This window comes from Bacillus sp. CH_48 (assembly GCF_038008465.1).
Lineage (GTDB): Bacteria > Bacillota > Bacilli > Bacillales > Bacillaceae_G > Bacillus_A > Bacillus_A thuringiensis_S.
Map to the genome: position 1 here is coordinate 5,390,369 of NZ_JBBOZF010000001.1, position 15,381 is coordinate 5,405,749.

The window sequence follows — 15,381 nt, forward strand, 5'->3', positions numbered from 1 at the left end:
TCAGCCCGAACTAATCGGGTTCCTACGGCTGGTTCGCCTTTCTTCAGAACTTTATCTCCTACAAGCCGTTGGTACGGGGTAAAGTGAAACTTCTTTTATGTGCTTTTCGCAAAAAATCAGCGCACACCAATCGGGTTGCAACTAGAAATTACTTATTATTATGTTTTACTGTTTCAGCGGAGCAATGCAATCATTACATAATTAGGGGGATTTCTATATGACATCAAAATTGAAGATGCGAAATATTATTTTTATTTTAATCGGTTCCGCTATATTTTCTTTCGGTATTGTCAATATCAATATTGAAAACCACCTTGCAGAGGGTGGGTTTACTGGTATTACACTATTATTGTATTTTTTATTTAAGTTTGATCCTTCCTACTCAAACTTAATTTTAAATATCCCTATATTTTTTATTGGTTGGAGGTTACTTGGCAGAACGACATTTTTATATACATTAATCGGCACCTTTAGCGTATCTTTATTTCTATGGATTTTCCAGCGTTACGAAGTGCTAAACTTACATTTAAACTTGCAAAATGATATGACACTCGCAGCTTTATTCGCTGGGGCATTTATAGGTATCGGCCTTGGAATAATATTTAAATATGGCGGGACTACTGGCGGTGTAGATATTATCGCACGACTAGCTCACAAATATGTTGGCTGGAGTATGGGAAAAACAATGTTTATGTTTGATGCTGTCGTTATCGTAGTCTCTATTCTTACCTATTTATCATACCGCGAGGGCATGTATACGCTAGTTGCTGTTTTTATCGGTGCTAAAGTCATTGATTTTATGCAAGAAGGGGCTTATGCTGCAAAAGGAGCGACTATTATCTCAGAGAAAAACGATGAAATTGCTGCCAAAATTTTATCTGAAATGGAGCGCGGAGCAACCTTTTTAAAAGCCGTTGGATCGTATACAAAAGTGGAACGTAACGTATTGTATTGCGTTGTTGCTAAAAATGAAATCGTGAAATTAAAAAATATTATTACGTCTGTAGATCCTCATGCTTTTGTCGCTGTAAGTGATGTACATGATGTAGTTGGTGAAGGATTTACGTTAGATGAAAATAAAAACCCTTTACATAATTAAATGTAACTAGAAAAGCACCTTAGCTTTTCTAGTTTTTTATTACAAGTCTTTTAAGCTTCTCCAAATCCTCATAAATAAGCTCCAATAAACTCCGATTATAAAAAATAGAAGCTGGATGAAAAGTTGGAAAAACATGATATTCATTCTCTGACCATATAAACTCTGCACTTTGCATATCCTTTAATTTTTGAATGGGCTGTTTTAATAATTGCCCATGTACATCTGTGATTTTTTTATTTTTTCCTGTTAAACGTTGAAGACCGATATTTCCAAGCGTGACGATAAGCTTCGGATTTATTTTCTCTAATTCATAATCTAATAAAGGCGCATGGGCAACTATTTCTCCTTGATTTGGCGTTCTATTATACTTTTTTTGTATGATTTCACCATTTCGTTCTTTTTTCTCTCGCCATTTATAAGGTCTACTCCGAACAGCGCTCGTAATATATACTTCTTCCCTTGTAACGTGAATACGCTCTAAAAAACCCATTAATTGTTTTCCCGCCCTCCCGCTAAACGGAATCCCATTATGAATTTCTGTTTCACCAGGCGCTTCTCCTAACAACATAAATTTGGGATTTTCAGGGCCTTGTCCACTTAAAAAACCTTCTAGTTGATAAGGAGCACTACGCTCTTTCACTTGTTTTACTAAATGGTCTGGATATTTCATTTCCCCCCACCGCCTTTCCGCATTACTTCTATTATTTCTATTTGCAATACATTATATAATTCAAGCCACACAACAAAAAAAGACTATCAAAATTGATAGTCTTTAGTCGTCGCTACGCTGCATACCAGTATACATTAATACGAGACGTAATAATTCAAATACCGCTACAGCTGCAGCTGCTACATATGTTAATGCTGCCGCATTTAATACTTTACGAGCTTGGCCATATTCATCTGTTGATACAATACCTAACGCTTCAATTTGTTGCATCGCACGCTTTGACGCATCAAACTCAACTGGTAATGTAACGAGCTGGAACACAACACCTGCTGCCATTAGAATGATACCTAATAACAACAAACCAGACATTTGTGCAAATATACCGATTAGGACGAAAACCCAAGACATATTCGAACCAAAGTTTGCAACTGGCACTAACGAATGACGAACGCGCATAAATTTGTAATCTTTTGCATCTTGAATTGCGTGTCCTACTTCATGTGCTGCAACTGCCGTACCAGCAACTGAATGTCCATAATAGTTATCTGTTGATAATCGAACCGTCTTAGCGGTTGGATCATAATGATCTGATAAATGACCTGGTGTTTCTTCTACAGCTACGTTGTATAATCCATTTTCATCTAAAATTTTTCGAGCCACTTCCGCTCCTGTCATACCTGATGTTGAATAAACTTGTGAATACTTGCTATAGGCACTACGTACTCTTGACTGTGCATACAACGGTATGATCATTATGATCGCGAAGTAAATTAAATAAAACATCATGAACCTCCATTGAAGTTTTAATTATAGTACTTCTCATTCTATTTTCTTCTGCCACTATTGTCAATAAATAAACCTTACAATCCATATCTTTACTTATTACATTATCTATTTTTAGAATGTACATTACTTTTTCTTTTCTCTCTCTCTCCTTTATACTTTCTCCATCCAACATAAGTTAATGTGAATAAAATAAGTCCCCCAGTAATTGTCATAAACCAAATGAGAGAGGGTGCAATTTCATCCTTTTTTACTGTGTGAAATATCTTTTGCAAATCCCCTTTAATAATCCCTAATTGCATTTGGCCGCCTTTCGTTTTTAACATAACGTTACGAAATTCATCCAAATAAGATAAATGAGCATTTACACGCTGTACCTCGTTTTCTGGCAAAGCAATCATTAAGCTTGGATAAATAATATTGAATTCATTTAAAAATGTATTTAACGTTTGTTGAAACTGCCCAACATCTTCTTTTTCCATCGCTTTTTCCATTTGAGAAAAGGCATCCATTACTTTTCTTTCTCTTTCCATCCAAAGCGGTTGATATTTCGATACTTGCGCATCAACAGCAAGTTGTAATGCCAGCACATTATCCATTTTAGCTTGCTTACCTAAACCTTCTTCAAAGAGCGATTGTTGCGCCTTGTCGTAAGCTAAAGAAATAACTCTAACTTGATCTGGTGTTACTTCCTGCTTCTTTTCATTCCCCTTGATTAAAAATTGCTCTGAGAAAAGTTGTAATACTTGTACTGCTTTTTCATCTTCATTACGCTTCACTAACTGTAACGAGTCATCTAACAACCCTGTTAGCTCATTCCACTCTTCAGCATATATACGTAATGGAAACATTATAATTAGAAATGCTATCAATCCAATTAATGTTCTCTTCATCCCGGTCCCCCCTATAACTACTAGTACAAAATATGTTAATTGGGACAAGAATAGAACAGAACTGAACCGAAAAATATATTATCGTTTTACAAAGAAAAAATTCTCTTTAAGCAGAGAATTTTTTCTTTGACATCCTTTTCTTTTTTACGAAATATCTATATAAACTATAACAAAGTATACTACCACCTAAAATGAATAATAAAATAGCACACGCAGCATGCATAAAGAACTCCTCTGGTAGCATTAATATAACTGGATCCGTTTCAATATCAAACATCCAATAATCATTACTGAATAAAAGCTTATGGAATAATACAAAGCTCTTTTCAAAATTAATAGCGATTGGTAACATAAGCGCTATCGGAAAAATGATTGTTAAAATCGATCCGTGCAGTAAAAACTTTTCATTTTTCTTTTTTAATAAATAAATTCCGCCTATCACTGCAATCATAATTGTCGCATACATCACATATTGAATCTTTACTAAAATATTTTTAACATCTACAAAATGAATACGGCCATTTGTAGACATATCTAATGTTGGCAAATGTAATGCTCCGTCATAAAACGGGGATAAATATGTAATAAGCACATCGTAATTTCTTTTAATTTCATCCTTCGTCATATCCGCTAAATCAGGAATATTTAAAAAATCAATTTCAAAATAATACAGCCATTTTCCATACACAACTGCCGTTGTTGCAAGTGCAAAAATAGAAAATGCTATGCTATATGAAACAATTAAAGTAATCAATCGATCCAATATTTTTGTACCACTCTTATTTTTCTCCATGTTCTCCCCCTAAATGTTCTAACCATCATAAAGAAAATTGTTTCCTGTGCTCACGTAAGCAACAATAATATGTAATACATAGTACAGCAACGCTTAACCAAAACGTAAAATAACCAATTTCCTCTACAAACAAATGCATAATTCCATATCGCGGCATTTGCCAAAATAAATAATCAATTGCATCGTTATGCAACGTCCACACACCCGCTACTATAAAATGCCATTTTTTTATACGGTAAAATGGAGCATATAAAACACCTTGCACCGCCATCGCAAAGTGCGAAAGCATTAACATGTAGCCCATAAGGCCAATAGAACCTTTTACGTAAATCATAATCGCATTTACAACAACAGCCCAAATACCATATTTTATTAAAGTAACAATCGCTAGTGCTTCTATTAATCCCCAGTTTCTCTTTGTCAAAAAAGCAATTAAAACAAAGAAAAAAAAGAGACTCGCCATAGGACTATCTGGTACAAACGGCCAAAATATAGGTGACGTTTCTTTCAATTGATTTCCGTACCATATAAACCCGTAAATTGTACCTAATATGTTAACAACCAATAAAAATAATAATACCGAGCGTTGTCTTAACATTGCATACAAGTACACCAATCTGTATGTCCAACACCTTTCAAGCAAAGTAATTCATTCACTAAATCCTACTCTATTATAACAAACTTCATCCAACTAAATATAAAAGCTGACTACAAATTTTGTAGTCAGCTTTTTATTATTTTTTATTATACTTTGCAACGAATTCCGAAAGCTTCTTCAGTTCCTCATCTGTACCTTTAAATACACCTTTAGGCATGGAACCTTTTCCATCTTTCGCAATTTTAGCAATTTCTTCTGGCTTTAAAGTTAAGTTTTGCAGTGCTGGTGCTGCCGCCCCGCCCTGTAAGTTGTCACCATGACATGTTAAACAAGTATTTTTTTGCATTAATTTATAGCCATCATCATTTTTATCAACTGGCGCTGTTTTTACAATTGCTCCTTGTTTCTTTGCAGCTTCCCAGTCATGGTGTGCTACAGATTCCCAAGTTAAAAAGATAATCGATGCAATTGCTAAAAGCATAAATCCAGTTGCTACAGGACGCTTCAATGGACGTCTTTCTGGACCTCGATCAAGAAATGGAGCTAACAGTAATGCACCAAACGCAATCCCTGGCATAATAAACGCTCCAATTACAGTAAATGAACCGGAAGCATAAGAATACTTTAATAACTGATACAAGAATAAGAAATACCAATCTGGAAGTGGTATATATCCAGCATCTGTTGGATCCGCCATTCTCTCAAGTGGCGACGGATGCGCCACTGTTAAACATAAATAACCGATTAAAAAAACTGCACCAACCATCCATTCTTTTAACAAGAAGTTCGGCCAAAATGCTTCTGTTTTCCCTGGGTATTCAGAATAGTCTTTTGGAATATTTGGTTTCCGAGCTACTGGTACCCGAGAATCTCCTACAAACTTCATCCCTTTGCCGCGATGCATAATCTCCCTCCTTTAGTTCTTTCCCCTTTAATTTAGCAATCTCTTATAGTGGACCGGAAATACCTTGTTTGCGAATCATGATGAAGTGGAAGGCCATTAAACCTAGAAGTGCTGCTGGTAAGAAGAAGACGTGAATAGCAAAGAAGCGAGTTAATGTTTGAGCGCCAACAATTTCGGAATGACCAGCGAGTAATGTTTTAATATAAGGACCAATGAGCGGTGTTTGCTCTGCAATTTGAATCCCTACTTTTGTAGCAAATAAAGCTTTCATATCCCACGGTAATAAATATCCGGTAAAACCAAGACCTAACATAACAAAGAAAATAAGAACACCAACAATCCAATTTAACTCACGGGGCTTTTTATACGCACCTTGGAAGAAAACTCTGAGTGTATGTAAAAACATCATTACAATTACGAGACTAGCACCCCAGTGGTGCATACCACGAACAATTTGCCCATAAGCAACTTCATTTTGTAAATAGTAAACGGATTCCCAAGCATTTTTAATATCAGGCACATAATACATCGTCAAAAACATTCCAGATAAAATTTGAATTACAGTAACGAAAAAGGTAAGTCCTCCAAAGCAATAGACGAATGCAGAAAAGTGATGTGCCGGGTTTACATGTTCAGGTACTTCATGATCAGCGATATCACGCCATATTGGTGTAATATCTAATCTTTCATCTACCCAATCATAAATTTTATTTAACATCTACTTTGCACCCCCTCTTGGCTTTGCTTTTCCTAGATACAGCGTTCCATCTTTCACTTTAGACTCGTACACATCAAGCGGAGCAAGGGGTGGCGTACCCTTAATGTTCATCCCATCTTTTGTATAACGCCCCCCGTGACATGGGCAAAAGAATTGATTCGGATGTGCTTTGTCCGAATTCCAGTTAACTGTACATCCTAAATGTTTACATACTGGAGAGAACGCAACAATGTCTCCGCTTTCATCTTTATGAACCCAAGCCGATTTTGGTTCTTCAGACTTGTACCAACCATCAACCTGCTTCACTTTAAAATCGAAACGCTTCGGCTCTGTTGTAATATCCTTTACTTGCGCAACAGCAACCATATCTGTTCCGGCTTCTTTTCTTAACACCGGATCAAGCGCAAATCGCGTCATCGGCATTAAAATACCGGCAGCCATAAAGCCTCCTACCCCTGTGAGTGTGTAATTTAAAAATTGTCTTCTTGACACGCGATGTTCTTTCTCGCTCACGAAAATTTCCCCCCTCTATCAGAAATTGTCCCCTCGTGATAAATTATATAAAAAATAAAAACTAGGACACTATCATGATATAATACGCTCATGCACAGGTCAATATCATACTACTCATAATAATAAGAACTTTCTGTTTATTGCGAGTTTCCCCACTTCTCTTCCAACATCACCATTATATTTTTTATATGTGCATGAATAACTTCTCTCTTTGCTTGATCACTAAATTGTTCTAATGCTAATGAAGGAAACCAAAATAAATCTCCCTGTAACTCTTGTATATCCTCTTTCCATGAAAAATCACTTGTAACATAAGCAATATGCTTAAAACCTTCTCTTCGTAAATGATTTGTCCATTCTTGCAAACGACCTTTTTCATTCTTTTGACTTTCTACTAAATACGTAAAAGCAGGCAGTAAAAGCACTCTTCCTTTATACTCTCTTTCCAATTCCATACTCAACAATTCGATAAATTCACCTTGTTCTACAACCATTTTTATTTCTTTCGCTGCCGAAATTGATAAAAGCGGTATTACTCCTGTATCAACATACTCTCTTGCTTGCTCAAACTGTTCCACATCTTTTACAATCCATTTCAAATTTCTTCCCCCCTTCATTTACAAATGACAGAACTTTCACTTTATATATATTAAACCATACTAAAAGAGGTAAAAAAAGAAAAACTACCCAATATAGGTAGTTTTTCTTGATAAAAGTCTGAAATTTGTAAAAATATTAATCCAAATACATTCTATAAAGTTTTTAACTCTGCCGTTAATCTATGAAACGCTTCCTTATCTTGCTTATCTAACGCTTCATCAATTTGTTTCAAAAGGCGTTCTCTTCTAAACGAAAATACACTTTCTTCCAAAAACCTTTCTGCAAGTAAACGATCTTTTTCATTTACTTCAATATGCTTTGGTAGATATGGGTTTTCTTCTAATACAGCTACATAATTCGCATTTTGAAACGATGATTTAAAGTTGAGTTGAATATAAATATCCTCATCTCGATTTAAACGAATATCATGAAACGATTTTTCAGCATCTGTTGTCATAACATTTTGTTTAAAAAAGTGAAACGGTGTGTCTTTCACACAATTCGCTGACATCACTAAGCCACGCGGACAATATTTTGCATGCTCTACGAAGTGGACTTTATGCATCAATTGGTCGTGACTCATTAAATAATTCAGAATCCATACACATTCACGCTGTTTCAGTTGGTAATTATTCAAAAACCATTTTACAAAATCCTTCTTCTCGTTTACAGAAACAGGGGTATTCATAGCAATTAAGTCCCTCCTCTGTCTTTCTCTTTTCTTTTTAGATTCAAGAAGCGGCATTCAGTTTCCTTCCAACTTATGAAAAATCCTCTAAATTATATAACAACTCTTCAATATGAATTTGTGTCGGGTCTAGTTGTAATAACTGGGTAAATACTTCTTTCGCCTCTTTTCGCTTTCCTTCTTCCAATAAGAAATAACCGTATTCTTCTAAGAAGTCTGGATGATTCTTAAAAGAAGTATATGCACTTTCATAGTGTTTTAATGCATCCGAATACATTTCTAATTGTTTTTTTGCATACGCAAGGTCCCAAAGTAGTTGTGTATCTGGTTCTCCACTATCAATAGCACGCTCTACAATTGCAATTAAATCTTCGTACTTTTCTTGTTCTTTTAAGATATACGCATATTTTAATGTTGCGCCTAAATGCCCTGGATCTAACTCAAGTGCTTTTTGAAGAACTTCCTCTGCTTCTACTATTTTTCCTAATTTCGCCGCAATGTTCGCTAACTCTACATAAAACGGAACTGAAAGCTCATCTACTTTAATTCCTTCATGAAGCGTTTCATAGCTTTCTTGAAGCATTCCTTCTTTTTCATAGCTTTTCGCTAAATACATGTACAGTGATGCGTACTCAGGGTCTAATTCTTTTAGTTCTTGCCAAGCACCGATTGCTCTCTGATATTCTTCACCTTGGTATAATGTGAAGGCATATCCAAATAATGAGTGAATATCTTTTTGTTCCTCTAGGCCTGCTTCATAATAAGAAATCGCCTCTTCCCAGTTTCCAATCGCACTTAACGTTTCTGCAAGACGAAGTGCGATTACAACACCACCCATTACTTTATGTTCCGCTAATAGCGATTCATAATAAGTAATTGCCTTTTGTTCTTCACCTTTACTACTATATAATTCTGCTAACCCAAACGTAATAACAGGTTCATCAGGCATCATTTCTTTCGCCTTTAATAGTTTTTGCTCTGCTACATCATCAAAACCTTGCATTTGGAATAAATCTGCAACAAGTAATAAAGATTGAACATATAAATCGTCATTTTCTGGAATATCATGAAGTACTTCAATCGCTTCATCTTCTTTATCTAGATCAATATATAATTCTGCTAAAAATACAGTGAATTCACTTTCTTCCGGATACAGTAAACGTAAGTCTTCAGTAATCGCTAATGCCTCATCTGTAAATCCAAGTGTATGATAGTAACGAGCGATATCATACTTCTCTTCATCATTTGCAATTTTTAATTGTTCTTTTAATAATTGTAATCCTTTTTCCGCTTCACCATTTTCAATATATGAAACAACTTGTTCAAACTTTTGCATAAACGTCTCCTTTAATTCTAAAAAATATTCTCTTCTGTTCATTTACCCCGCTATTAACGGGCAGTAAGACCCCCACCTCAAAATTCAGCTAAGGCAAAGAAGTTAGTTTGGGGATCAACTGCCCGTAAAAGCCCGATTGGTTCAACTAATAATCAGCGGGGGATAAACATCCCCCCACTGATTAAAGTTTCACTTTATCATAAGCAACTCACTGTTAGAACGCAACCTTTAGAATGAGCATGCTTCTTCTTATACTTCTTCTTACAGAGTAGGTAATTGTTCAAAAGGTTCGGATATGACACCGATACCTTATCATCATCTTCTATTGTACCGCTTTCTTTTATGACCGTGCAAATAACTTCTCTCACTAATTATCAAGCCATACAAACCGTGATTTACAGAACAACTTAATTACCAGTCTTCAACCTTTATTTTTAATACGATAAAAAAGGCTCCTATAATAGGAGCCTTCACAATCTCTTAAGAATATGTTTCTTCTTTCTGTACTTGCTCATTTACAAGCTCTTTCAGCAACTCTATAATTTCATCATTTTCTTCTTTCAAACCGACAGTAATACGAATACCATCATCGATACCAAATGCAGCACCAGAACGAACGATATATCCTTTTTTCATTAATCGTTCGAAAGCTTCATTACCCGGTATACCAAGTTTTAAGAAAATGAAATTTGTTTGAGATGGATAATAGAATACGTTATATTCTTTACAAAATGCATAATACTGATTTAGACCTTCAGCATTCTTTTTCACACAATCTTGTAAAAAGGCTTGATCTTCTAATGCAGCGAGTGCTACAGATTGCGCTACAGTTGATGTATTGAATGGTAACCTTGCTACTTCTAGCTGTCCGATTAACTTCGCATCCCCAATCGCATATCCAATACGAAAAGCAGCTAAACCATATGCTTTTGAAAACGTGCGTAAAACCATAAGATTTTCATACTTTTCAAGAAGTGGTAATGTTTGCGGATAGTCTTCTGCTTCCGCGTATTCATAATATGCTTCGTCCATAATAACGAGAGCCGACTTAGGAACCGATTCTAAAAATGAAAGTAATTTTTGTTTCTCAACATATGTACCTGTCGGATTATTCGGATTACAAATCCATACAATTTTCGTTTTATCATCTACTTGCTCTAGCATTGCATCTAAATCGTGAATACCATCTTTAAGTGATACTTCACGAACTTCTGCTCCTTCAATAACAGCATGGTGATGATATTGTGAAAACGTAGGATTCGCCATTACAACGTTTGTTCCTTCATGTAGTAACGCTCGGCTAATCATTTGAATGACTTCATCTAATCCACTACCAAATAGTAGTTGTTCTGCTTTTACACCTAAATGTTCCGCTACTTTTGTCCGAAGTTCAAAGGCATATCCATCTGGATAAAGGGCATATTGGCTCGCTAAAGAAGTTAATGCTTCTGTCACACGCGCTGAGCAACCGAATGGATTTTCGTTCGATGCTAATTTCACAATTTTCGATAATCCATATTCCCTTTTTACTTCTTCAATGTTTTTCCCAGGTACATACGCTCTCAAAGTTAACAATTGCTCTTTCACTCTCATTTTTCTTCCCCCAGTCATTTCATTCAATTTGATTACAATACAGTTATAGCCCCTTACTGTAATCTTTTATCATAACCGTCACTATTACGAGAATACCTCTAAATGAGCACTTCACAACACTTCGCTATCATTTTAAACCATATCTTTTTGAAATGCCTCTAACGCAATATGAACAGTCTCATCTGAAATAGATACGACATTCACTACCCCATATTCCTGCATAAGCACCATATGAATTGCTCCTGCATTTGCTTTCTTATCTTGTTTCATCAATTGAACGAGGCGCTCTACATTCAAATCTCTTGGCATTTTTGGATAGCCGTATTTCAAGAACCACTGCTTCATATCTTCATAAGCAAGATTAACCTTGTACACTTGCTCACTTAAAAATATGGCGAATAACATTCCAACCGCTACGCCGTCACCGTGAGTAATATTTCCATACCCTAGCTCTTTTTCAAGAGCATGTCCTAACGTATGTCCAAAGTTCAAATGGGCACGTACACCCTTCTCTGTTTCATCTTGTGATACAACATTTGCCTTTACAGGAATCGCCTTCGTTAATATATGGATTAACTTCTCATCACGAAGATCCGCTAATGTTTGCACTTCTTCTTTTAACCAATGATATAGCTCCACATCACCAATAAGAGCATGCTTTATCACCTCTGCATAACCTGAACGCCACTCTTTTTTAGGAAGAGACTGTAAAAACGGTGTATGATATACAACTGCTTCTGGCTGATGGAATGCACCAATCATATTTTTACCTAACGGATGATTAATCGCTACTTTCCCACCTACTGCGCTATCGTGCGCTAATAAAGTCGTCGGAACCTGCACAAAGCGAATACCACGCATAAACGATGCAGCAACAAAACCAGCTAAATCTCCAATCATTCCGCCTCCCAGTGCAAGAATTAAAGAATTTCTATCTAATTTATTTTCAAGAGCTGACGTATGAGCCGCATAGAAATTTTCGAAAGACTTCTCTTTTTCGCCACTTGGTACAACAAACGAAAACACGTCCTGCTCCACTTGTAATGCATCGATAACTGTCTGTAAATGTAGTGATGCAACAGCTTCATCTGAAATGATCATTACGTTAGATACAGCTGGCTGCATATTTTGAACGATCATTGTTAAGTGTGACAACGCTTCTTTACCAACATGTACATCATATTCTTTTGATTTCGTTTGAATATGTATGTTTCCCATTAAAATCCCCTCGCATATTCATTATGTTTCTCAATATTTTCACGAATCAGTTCCATACGATCTAATCCGAATTGTTCTATTAAAGCTGTTGCTAATTCCCAAGCCACAACCGCTTCTGCAACGACACTAGCTGCTGGTACTGCACAACTATCTGAACGTTCAATGCTCGCTGTAAAAGGCTCTTTCGTATCAATATCTACACTTTGAAGAGGTTTATAAAGTGTAGGTATCGGTTTCATCACACCGCGCACAACAATTGGCATTCCAGTCGTCATACCACCTTCCAATCCACCTGCATTATTTGTTCTTTTTGTATATCCATGCTCCTCATTCCATAGAATTTCATCATGAACTTCACTTCCCGGTCTATGCGCTGCTTCAAAACCAATTCCAATCTCGACACCTTTAAAAGCATTAATACTCATAATTGCAGCTGCTAATTTCGCATCCAGTTTTCGATCATAATGCACGTAGCTACCTACTCCAATTGGCATTCCTTCCACAATTACTTCAACGATTCCACCAATTGAATCACCATTTGCTTTCGCATCATCAATCGCTTTCATCATTTGGTTACCAGCTTCGTCATCTAAGCAACGTACAGGAGATGCTTCTGTAATACTCTTTAATTCTTCAATTGAACTATACGTAACCTCCTTAGCTTGTACACCGCCAATTTCAATTACATGGCCCGCCACTTTAATACCAAGTTCTGCTAACACCTTTTTAGCAACCGCACCAGCAGCAACACGCACCGTCGTTTCGCGCGCTGACGAACGTTCCAGTACATTCCTCATATCTCTATGACCATATTTAATTGCACCATTTAAATCAGCATGCCCAGGCCTTGGTTTTGTCACTTTCCTTTTCATCTCTTTTTCTTCTTGTTTCGTTAAAGGTTCTGCACCCATAACTTTTATCCAATGGGCAAAATCACGATTTTCAACAACGAGTGCAATAGGGGAACCTAATGTTTCTCCATGTCTAACACCACTTAAAATTTGCACTTGATCCGTTTCAATTTGCATGCGTCTACCACGCCCATACCCCTTTTGCCTTCTAGCTAACTCTTCGTTTATATCATCCGCTACTAAAGACAATCCTGCTGGAACACCCTCTATAATTGTTGTAAGTTGCGGACCATGAGATTCACCAGCTGTAATATATCGCATACGTTATTCCTCTTTTCGTATATGTATTTATCTCACTATATTAACTTTTATCATTCTAAAAATATTAAAGAAATTATATCATATATCGACCATTTTCTTATTCTATATTTCCGATAGGCCTAATTTAAATATCAATATATCATAACAGCTCAAACTTCGTAACTAATTGAAAATAAAAAAAGTGCAAGAAGAATACCCCTATTCTTCTTGCACTTTTTACTATTATCACAGTGATTAAAGCGTTTACAAATTATTTCAAAATAATTAGTAAATCCATTCATTCATTAATTTTGAGTAGTCAACTAATTCTTCTTCTTTAAAGAAAATAGCAATCTCGCGCTCTGCGCTTTCTAAAGAATCAGAACCATGGATAATGTTTTTCGCAACAGTTACACCGAAATCTCCACGAATTGTTCCAGGAGCTGCTTCATGTGGTCTTGTTTTCCCCATCATGTTACGCGCTGTATCTACTACACCTTCACCTTGCCATACCATTGCGAACACAGGTCCAGATGTAATAAAGTCTACTAACTCACCAAAGAAAGGTTTTTCCTTATGCTCAGCGTAGTGTTGTCCAGCAATTTCCGGAGTGACTTGCATTAATTTTGCACCAACTAATTGAAAGCCTTTTTTCTCAAAACGAGCTACAATTTCCCCAATGAAGGCACGTTGTACACCGTCTGGTTTTACCATTAGAAATGTTTTTTCCATAAAAAATCTCTCCACTTCTGAATTATGTATGTAATTGTATATCCCCACACACATATTATCACCCTTATCACAATTGTGCAATAGTTTTGAAATAGAGAGATTATTTTATTTTTTAGAATAAACATTAAAATTTTCGTTTTCCAATATACTTTGCAACATTTTGTAATGCGTACTTTGCTTGTCCACGTGGGAGTGGTTTTATTATTTCTAAAGCTTTATGTAAATAACGTTCACTAAACGCAAATGCTTGATCAATTGCTGTACTATTTTTTACAGCATCAATAATTTCTTGCATTTCACTTGCTGTTGAATTTTCATGTACAGATGTGATTTTCTGACGAAGTACGGGATCTTCCATCGCATATAAAGCAGGAAGTGTAATATTCCCTTGTAGTAAATCTCCACCAGCAGGTTTTCCAAGTTTCTCTTCTGTAGAAACGAAGTCTAAAATGTCATCAATAATTTGATAAGACATTCCTACAAAATACCCATACCAAAATAGACGATTTACCGTATCACGATTAGCACCAGCAGCAATCGCTCCCAATTGACAACTCGCGGCAATTAATAATGCTGTTTTTCGCTTTATTCTTCTTAAATACGTTCTTAAATTTTGGTCATAATTGTATTTATCTTTAATTTGTTCAATTTCACCTTTACAGACTTCTAAAATAGTATGCGATAACGCTTGATGTGCCTCTGGAATTTCGATATTTGTTATACATTCAAGAGACTTAGCGAACAGATAGTCCCCTGTATACATCGCAATACGATCTCCCCATTTTGCATTCACAGTCGCACTGCCGCGTCGTAAAAATGCAGCATCAATAACATCATCGTGAACAAGAGAAGCCATATGAATAAGTTCTAACGCAACAGCAACATGCTTAATTGCATCTAACTTATAATCTCCAAATTTCCCTGCAAGCAACACAAATACAGGACGAATTCGCTTCCCACCAGCTTCAATAAGCTGTAATGCTGCCTCTTCTACTAATGGCTGTTCAGAAGCGACTGTCTTTTTTAATTCTTTTTCTATCACATTAATATCCGATCGTAAAAAAGAGTACATAAGTTGTAACTTCATATTGT

The 15,381-nt window shown here is 36.0% G+C and carries 17 protein-coding genes; 1 reads left to right on the forward strand and 16 read right to left on the reverse strand.

Features of this window, described 5'->3' with window-relative positions; all coding sequences use genetic code 11:
- Positions 1–217 precede the first annotated feature (217 nt).
- On the forward strand, positions 218–1,099 hold the full coding sequence (locus N2V92_RS27165) for a YitT family protein (protein WP_000202121.1): 882 nt from the start codon (positions 218–220) through the stop codon (positions 1,097–1,099).
- 28 nt (positions 1,100–1,127) lie between these two features.
- Here the strand turns inward: N2V92_RS27165 and N2V92_RS27170 are convergent, their stop codons facing one another.
- The 16 genes from N2V92_RS27170 to hepT all read right to left on the reverse strand — a co-directional run bounded on the left by N2V92_RS27170 (position 1,128) and on the right by hepT (position 15,376).
- On the reverse strand, positions 1,128–1,769 hold the full coding sequence (locus N2V92_RS27170; protein WP_000876853.1) for a uracil-DNA glycosylase: 642 nt from the start codon (positions 1,767–1,769) through the stop codon (positions 1,128–1,130).
- Positions 1,770–1,871: 102 nt separating this feature from the next.
- On the reverse strand, positions 1,872–2,555 hold the full coding sequence (locus N2V92_RS27175; protein ID WP_003258828.1) for a zinc metallopeptidase: 684 nt from the start codon (positions 2,553–2,555) through the stop codon (positions 1,872–1,874).
- 101 nt (positions 2,556–2,656) lie between these two features.
- Positions 2,657–3,445, reverse strand: a complete 789-nt coding sequence (ypjB, locus tag N2V92_RS27180; RefSeq protein ID WP_000831587.1) for a sporulation protein YpjB — start codon at positions 3,443–3,445, stop codon at positions 2,657–2,659.
- Positions 3,446–3,551: 106 nt separating this feature from the next.
- Positions 3,552–4,238: a lipoprotein intramolecular transacylase Lit gene (lit, locus tag N2V92_RS27185; protein ID WP_000414366.1), complete on the reverse strand. Its 687-nt coding sequence runs from the start codon at positions 4,236–4,238 to the stop codon at positions 3,552–3,554.
- 25 nt (positions 4,239–4,263) lie between these two features.
- Entirely contained in the window at positions 4,264–4,854 is a 591-nt protein-coding gene (locus tag N2V92_RS27190) for a DUF1405 domain-containing protein (protein ID WP_000262822.1), read from the reverse strand.
- Positions 4,855–4,972: 118 nt separating this feature from the next.
- A complete protein-coding gene (gene qcrC, locus N2V92_RS27195) occupies positions 4,973–5,740 on the reverse strand; it encodes a menaquinol-cytochrome c reductase cytochrome b/c subunit (protein WP_000554601.1) in 768 nt (255 codons plus the stop codon).
- 43 nt (positions 5,741–5,783) lie between these two features.
- Positions 5,784–6,458, reverse strand: a complete 675-nt coding sequence (qcrB, locus tag N2V92_RS27200; protein WP_000932700.1) for a menaquinol-cytochrome c reductase cytochrome b subunit — start codon at positions 6,456–6,458, stop codon at positions 5,784–5,786.
- Positions 6,459–6,971 carry a menaquinol-cytochrome c reductase iron-sulfur subunit gene (gene qcrA, locus N2V92_RS27205; RefSeq protein WP_001290420.1) on the reverse strand — a complete coding sequence of 171 codons (513 nt, stop codon included), beginning with the start codon at positions 6,969–6,971 and terminating at the stop codon, positions 6,459–6,461.
- Positions 6,972–7,108: 137 nt separating this feature from the next.
- Positions 7,109–7,588 (reverse strand): YpiF family protein, encoded by a 480-nt coding sequence (locus N2V92_RS27210; protein ID WP_003258820.1) that lies wholly within the window; start codon positions 7,586–7,588, stop codon positions 7,109–7,111.
- A gap of 134 nt (positions 7,589–7,722) precedes the next feature.
- Positions 7,723–8,259, reverse strand: coding sequence for a ReoY family proteolytic degradation factor (locus tag N2V92_RS27215; RefSeq protein ID WP_001095925.1), 537 nt, complete (start codon positions 8,257–8,259; stop codon positions 7,723–7,725).
- A gap of 73 nt (positions 8,260–8,332) precedes the next feature.
- Positions 8,333–9,595, reverse strand: a complete 1,263-nt coding sequence (locus N2V92_RS27220) for a tetratricopeptide repeat protein (RefSeq protein ID WP_001168695.1) — start codon at positions 9,593–9,595, stop codon at positions 8,333–8,335.
- 480 nt (positions 9,596–10,075) lie between these two features.
- Positions 10,076–11,188 (reverse strand): histidinol-phosphate transaminase, encoded by a 1,113-nt coding sequence (gene hisC, locus N2V92_RS27225; RefSeq protein ID WP_001264022.1) that lies wholly within the window; start codon positions 11,186–11,188, stop codon positions 10,076–10,078.
- A 132-nt stretch (positions 11,189–11,320) separates the two neighbouring features.
- Positions 11,321–12,406, reverse strand: a complete 1,086-nt coding sequence (gene aroB / locus N2V92_RS27230) for a 3-dehydroquinate synthase (protein WP_000526805.1) — start codon at positions 12,404–12,406, stop codon at positions 11,321–11,323.
- Positions 12,406–13,578: a chorismate synthase gene (gene aroC, locus N2V92_RS27235; RefSeq protein WP_001269378.1), complete on the reverse strand. Its 1,173-nt coding sequence runs from the start codon at positions 13,576–13,578 to the stop codon at positions 12,406–12,408. Before aroC ends, aroB begins: the two co-directional genes overlap by 1 nt.
- 264 nt (positions 13,579–13,842) lie before the next feature.
- Entirely contained in the window at positions 13,843–14,289 is a 447-nt protein-coding gene (gene ndk, locus N2V92_RS27240) for a nucleoside-diphosphate kinase (RefSeq protein ID WP_000415883.1), read from the reverse strand.
- A 124-nt stretch (positions 14,290–14,413) separates the two neighbouring features.
- On the reverse strand, positions 14,414–15,376 hold the full coding sequence (gene hepT / locus N2V92_RS27245; protein WP_000776078.1) for a heptaprenyl diphosphate synthase component II: 963 nt from the start codon (positions 15,374–15,376) through the stop codon (positions 14,414–14,416).
- Positions 15,377–15,381 lie beyond the last annotated feature (5 nt).

Bases quoted from the DNA above. Each gene is read 5' to 3' on its own strand.
- N2V92_RS27165 (WP_000202121.1), top strand. From the start codon at position 218: ATGACATCAAAATTGAAGATGCGAAATATTATTTTTATTTTAATCGGT.
- N2V92_RS27170 (WP_000876853.1), bottom strand. From the start codon at position 1,769: ATGAAATATCCAGACCATTTAGTAAAACAAGTGAAAGAGCGTAGTGCT.
- N2V92_RS27175 (WP_003258828.1), bottom strand. From the start codon at position 2,555: ATGATGTTTTATTTAATTTACTTCGCGATCATAATGATCATACCGTTG.
- ypjB (WP_000831587.1), bottom strand. From the start codon at position 3,445: ATGAAGAGAACATTAATTGGATTGATAGCATTTCTAATTATAATGTTT.
- lit (WP_000414366.1), bottom strand. From the start codon at position 4,238: ATGGAGAAAAATAAGAGTGGTACAAAAATATTGGATCGATTGATTACT.
- qcrC (WP_000554601.1), bottom strand. From the start codon at position 5,740: ATGCATCGCGGCAAAGGGATGAAGTTTGTAGGAGATTCTCGGGTACCA.
- qcrB (WP_000932700.1), bottom strand. From the start codon at position 6,458: ATGTTAAATAAAATTTATGATTGGGTAGATGAAAGATTAGATATTACA.
- N2V92_RS27210 (WP_003258820.1), bottom strand. From the start codon at position 7,588: ATGAAGGGGGGAAGAAATTTGAAATGGATTGTAAAAGATGTGGAACAG.
- N2V92_RS27215 (WP_001095925.1), bottom strand. From the start codon at position 8,259: ATGAATACCCCTGTTTCTGTAAACGAGAAGAAGGATTTTGTAAAATGG.
- N2V92_RS27220 (WP_001168695.1), bottom strand. From the start codon at position 9,595: ATGCAAAAGTTTGAACAAGTTGTTTCATATATTGAAAATGGTGAAGCG.
- hisC (WP_001264022.1), bottom strand. From the start codon at position 11,188: ATGAGAGTGAAAGAGCAATTGTTAACTTTGAGAGCGTATGTACCTGGG.
- aroB (WP_000526805.1), bottom strand. From the start codon at position 12,406: ATGGGAAACATACATATTCAAACGAAATCAAAAGAATATGATGTACAT.
- aroC (WP_001269378.1), bottom strand. From the start codon at position 13,578: ATGCGATATATTACAGCTGGTGAATCTCATGGTCCGCAACTTACAACA.
- ndk (WP_000415883.1), bottom strand. From the start codon at position 14,289: ATGGAAAAAACATTTCTAATGGTAAAACCAGACGGTGTACAACGTGCC.
- hepT (WP_000776078.1), bottom strand. From the start codon at position 15,376: ATGAAGTTACAACTTATGTACTCTTTTTTACGATCGGATATTAATGTG.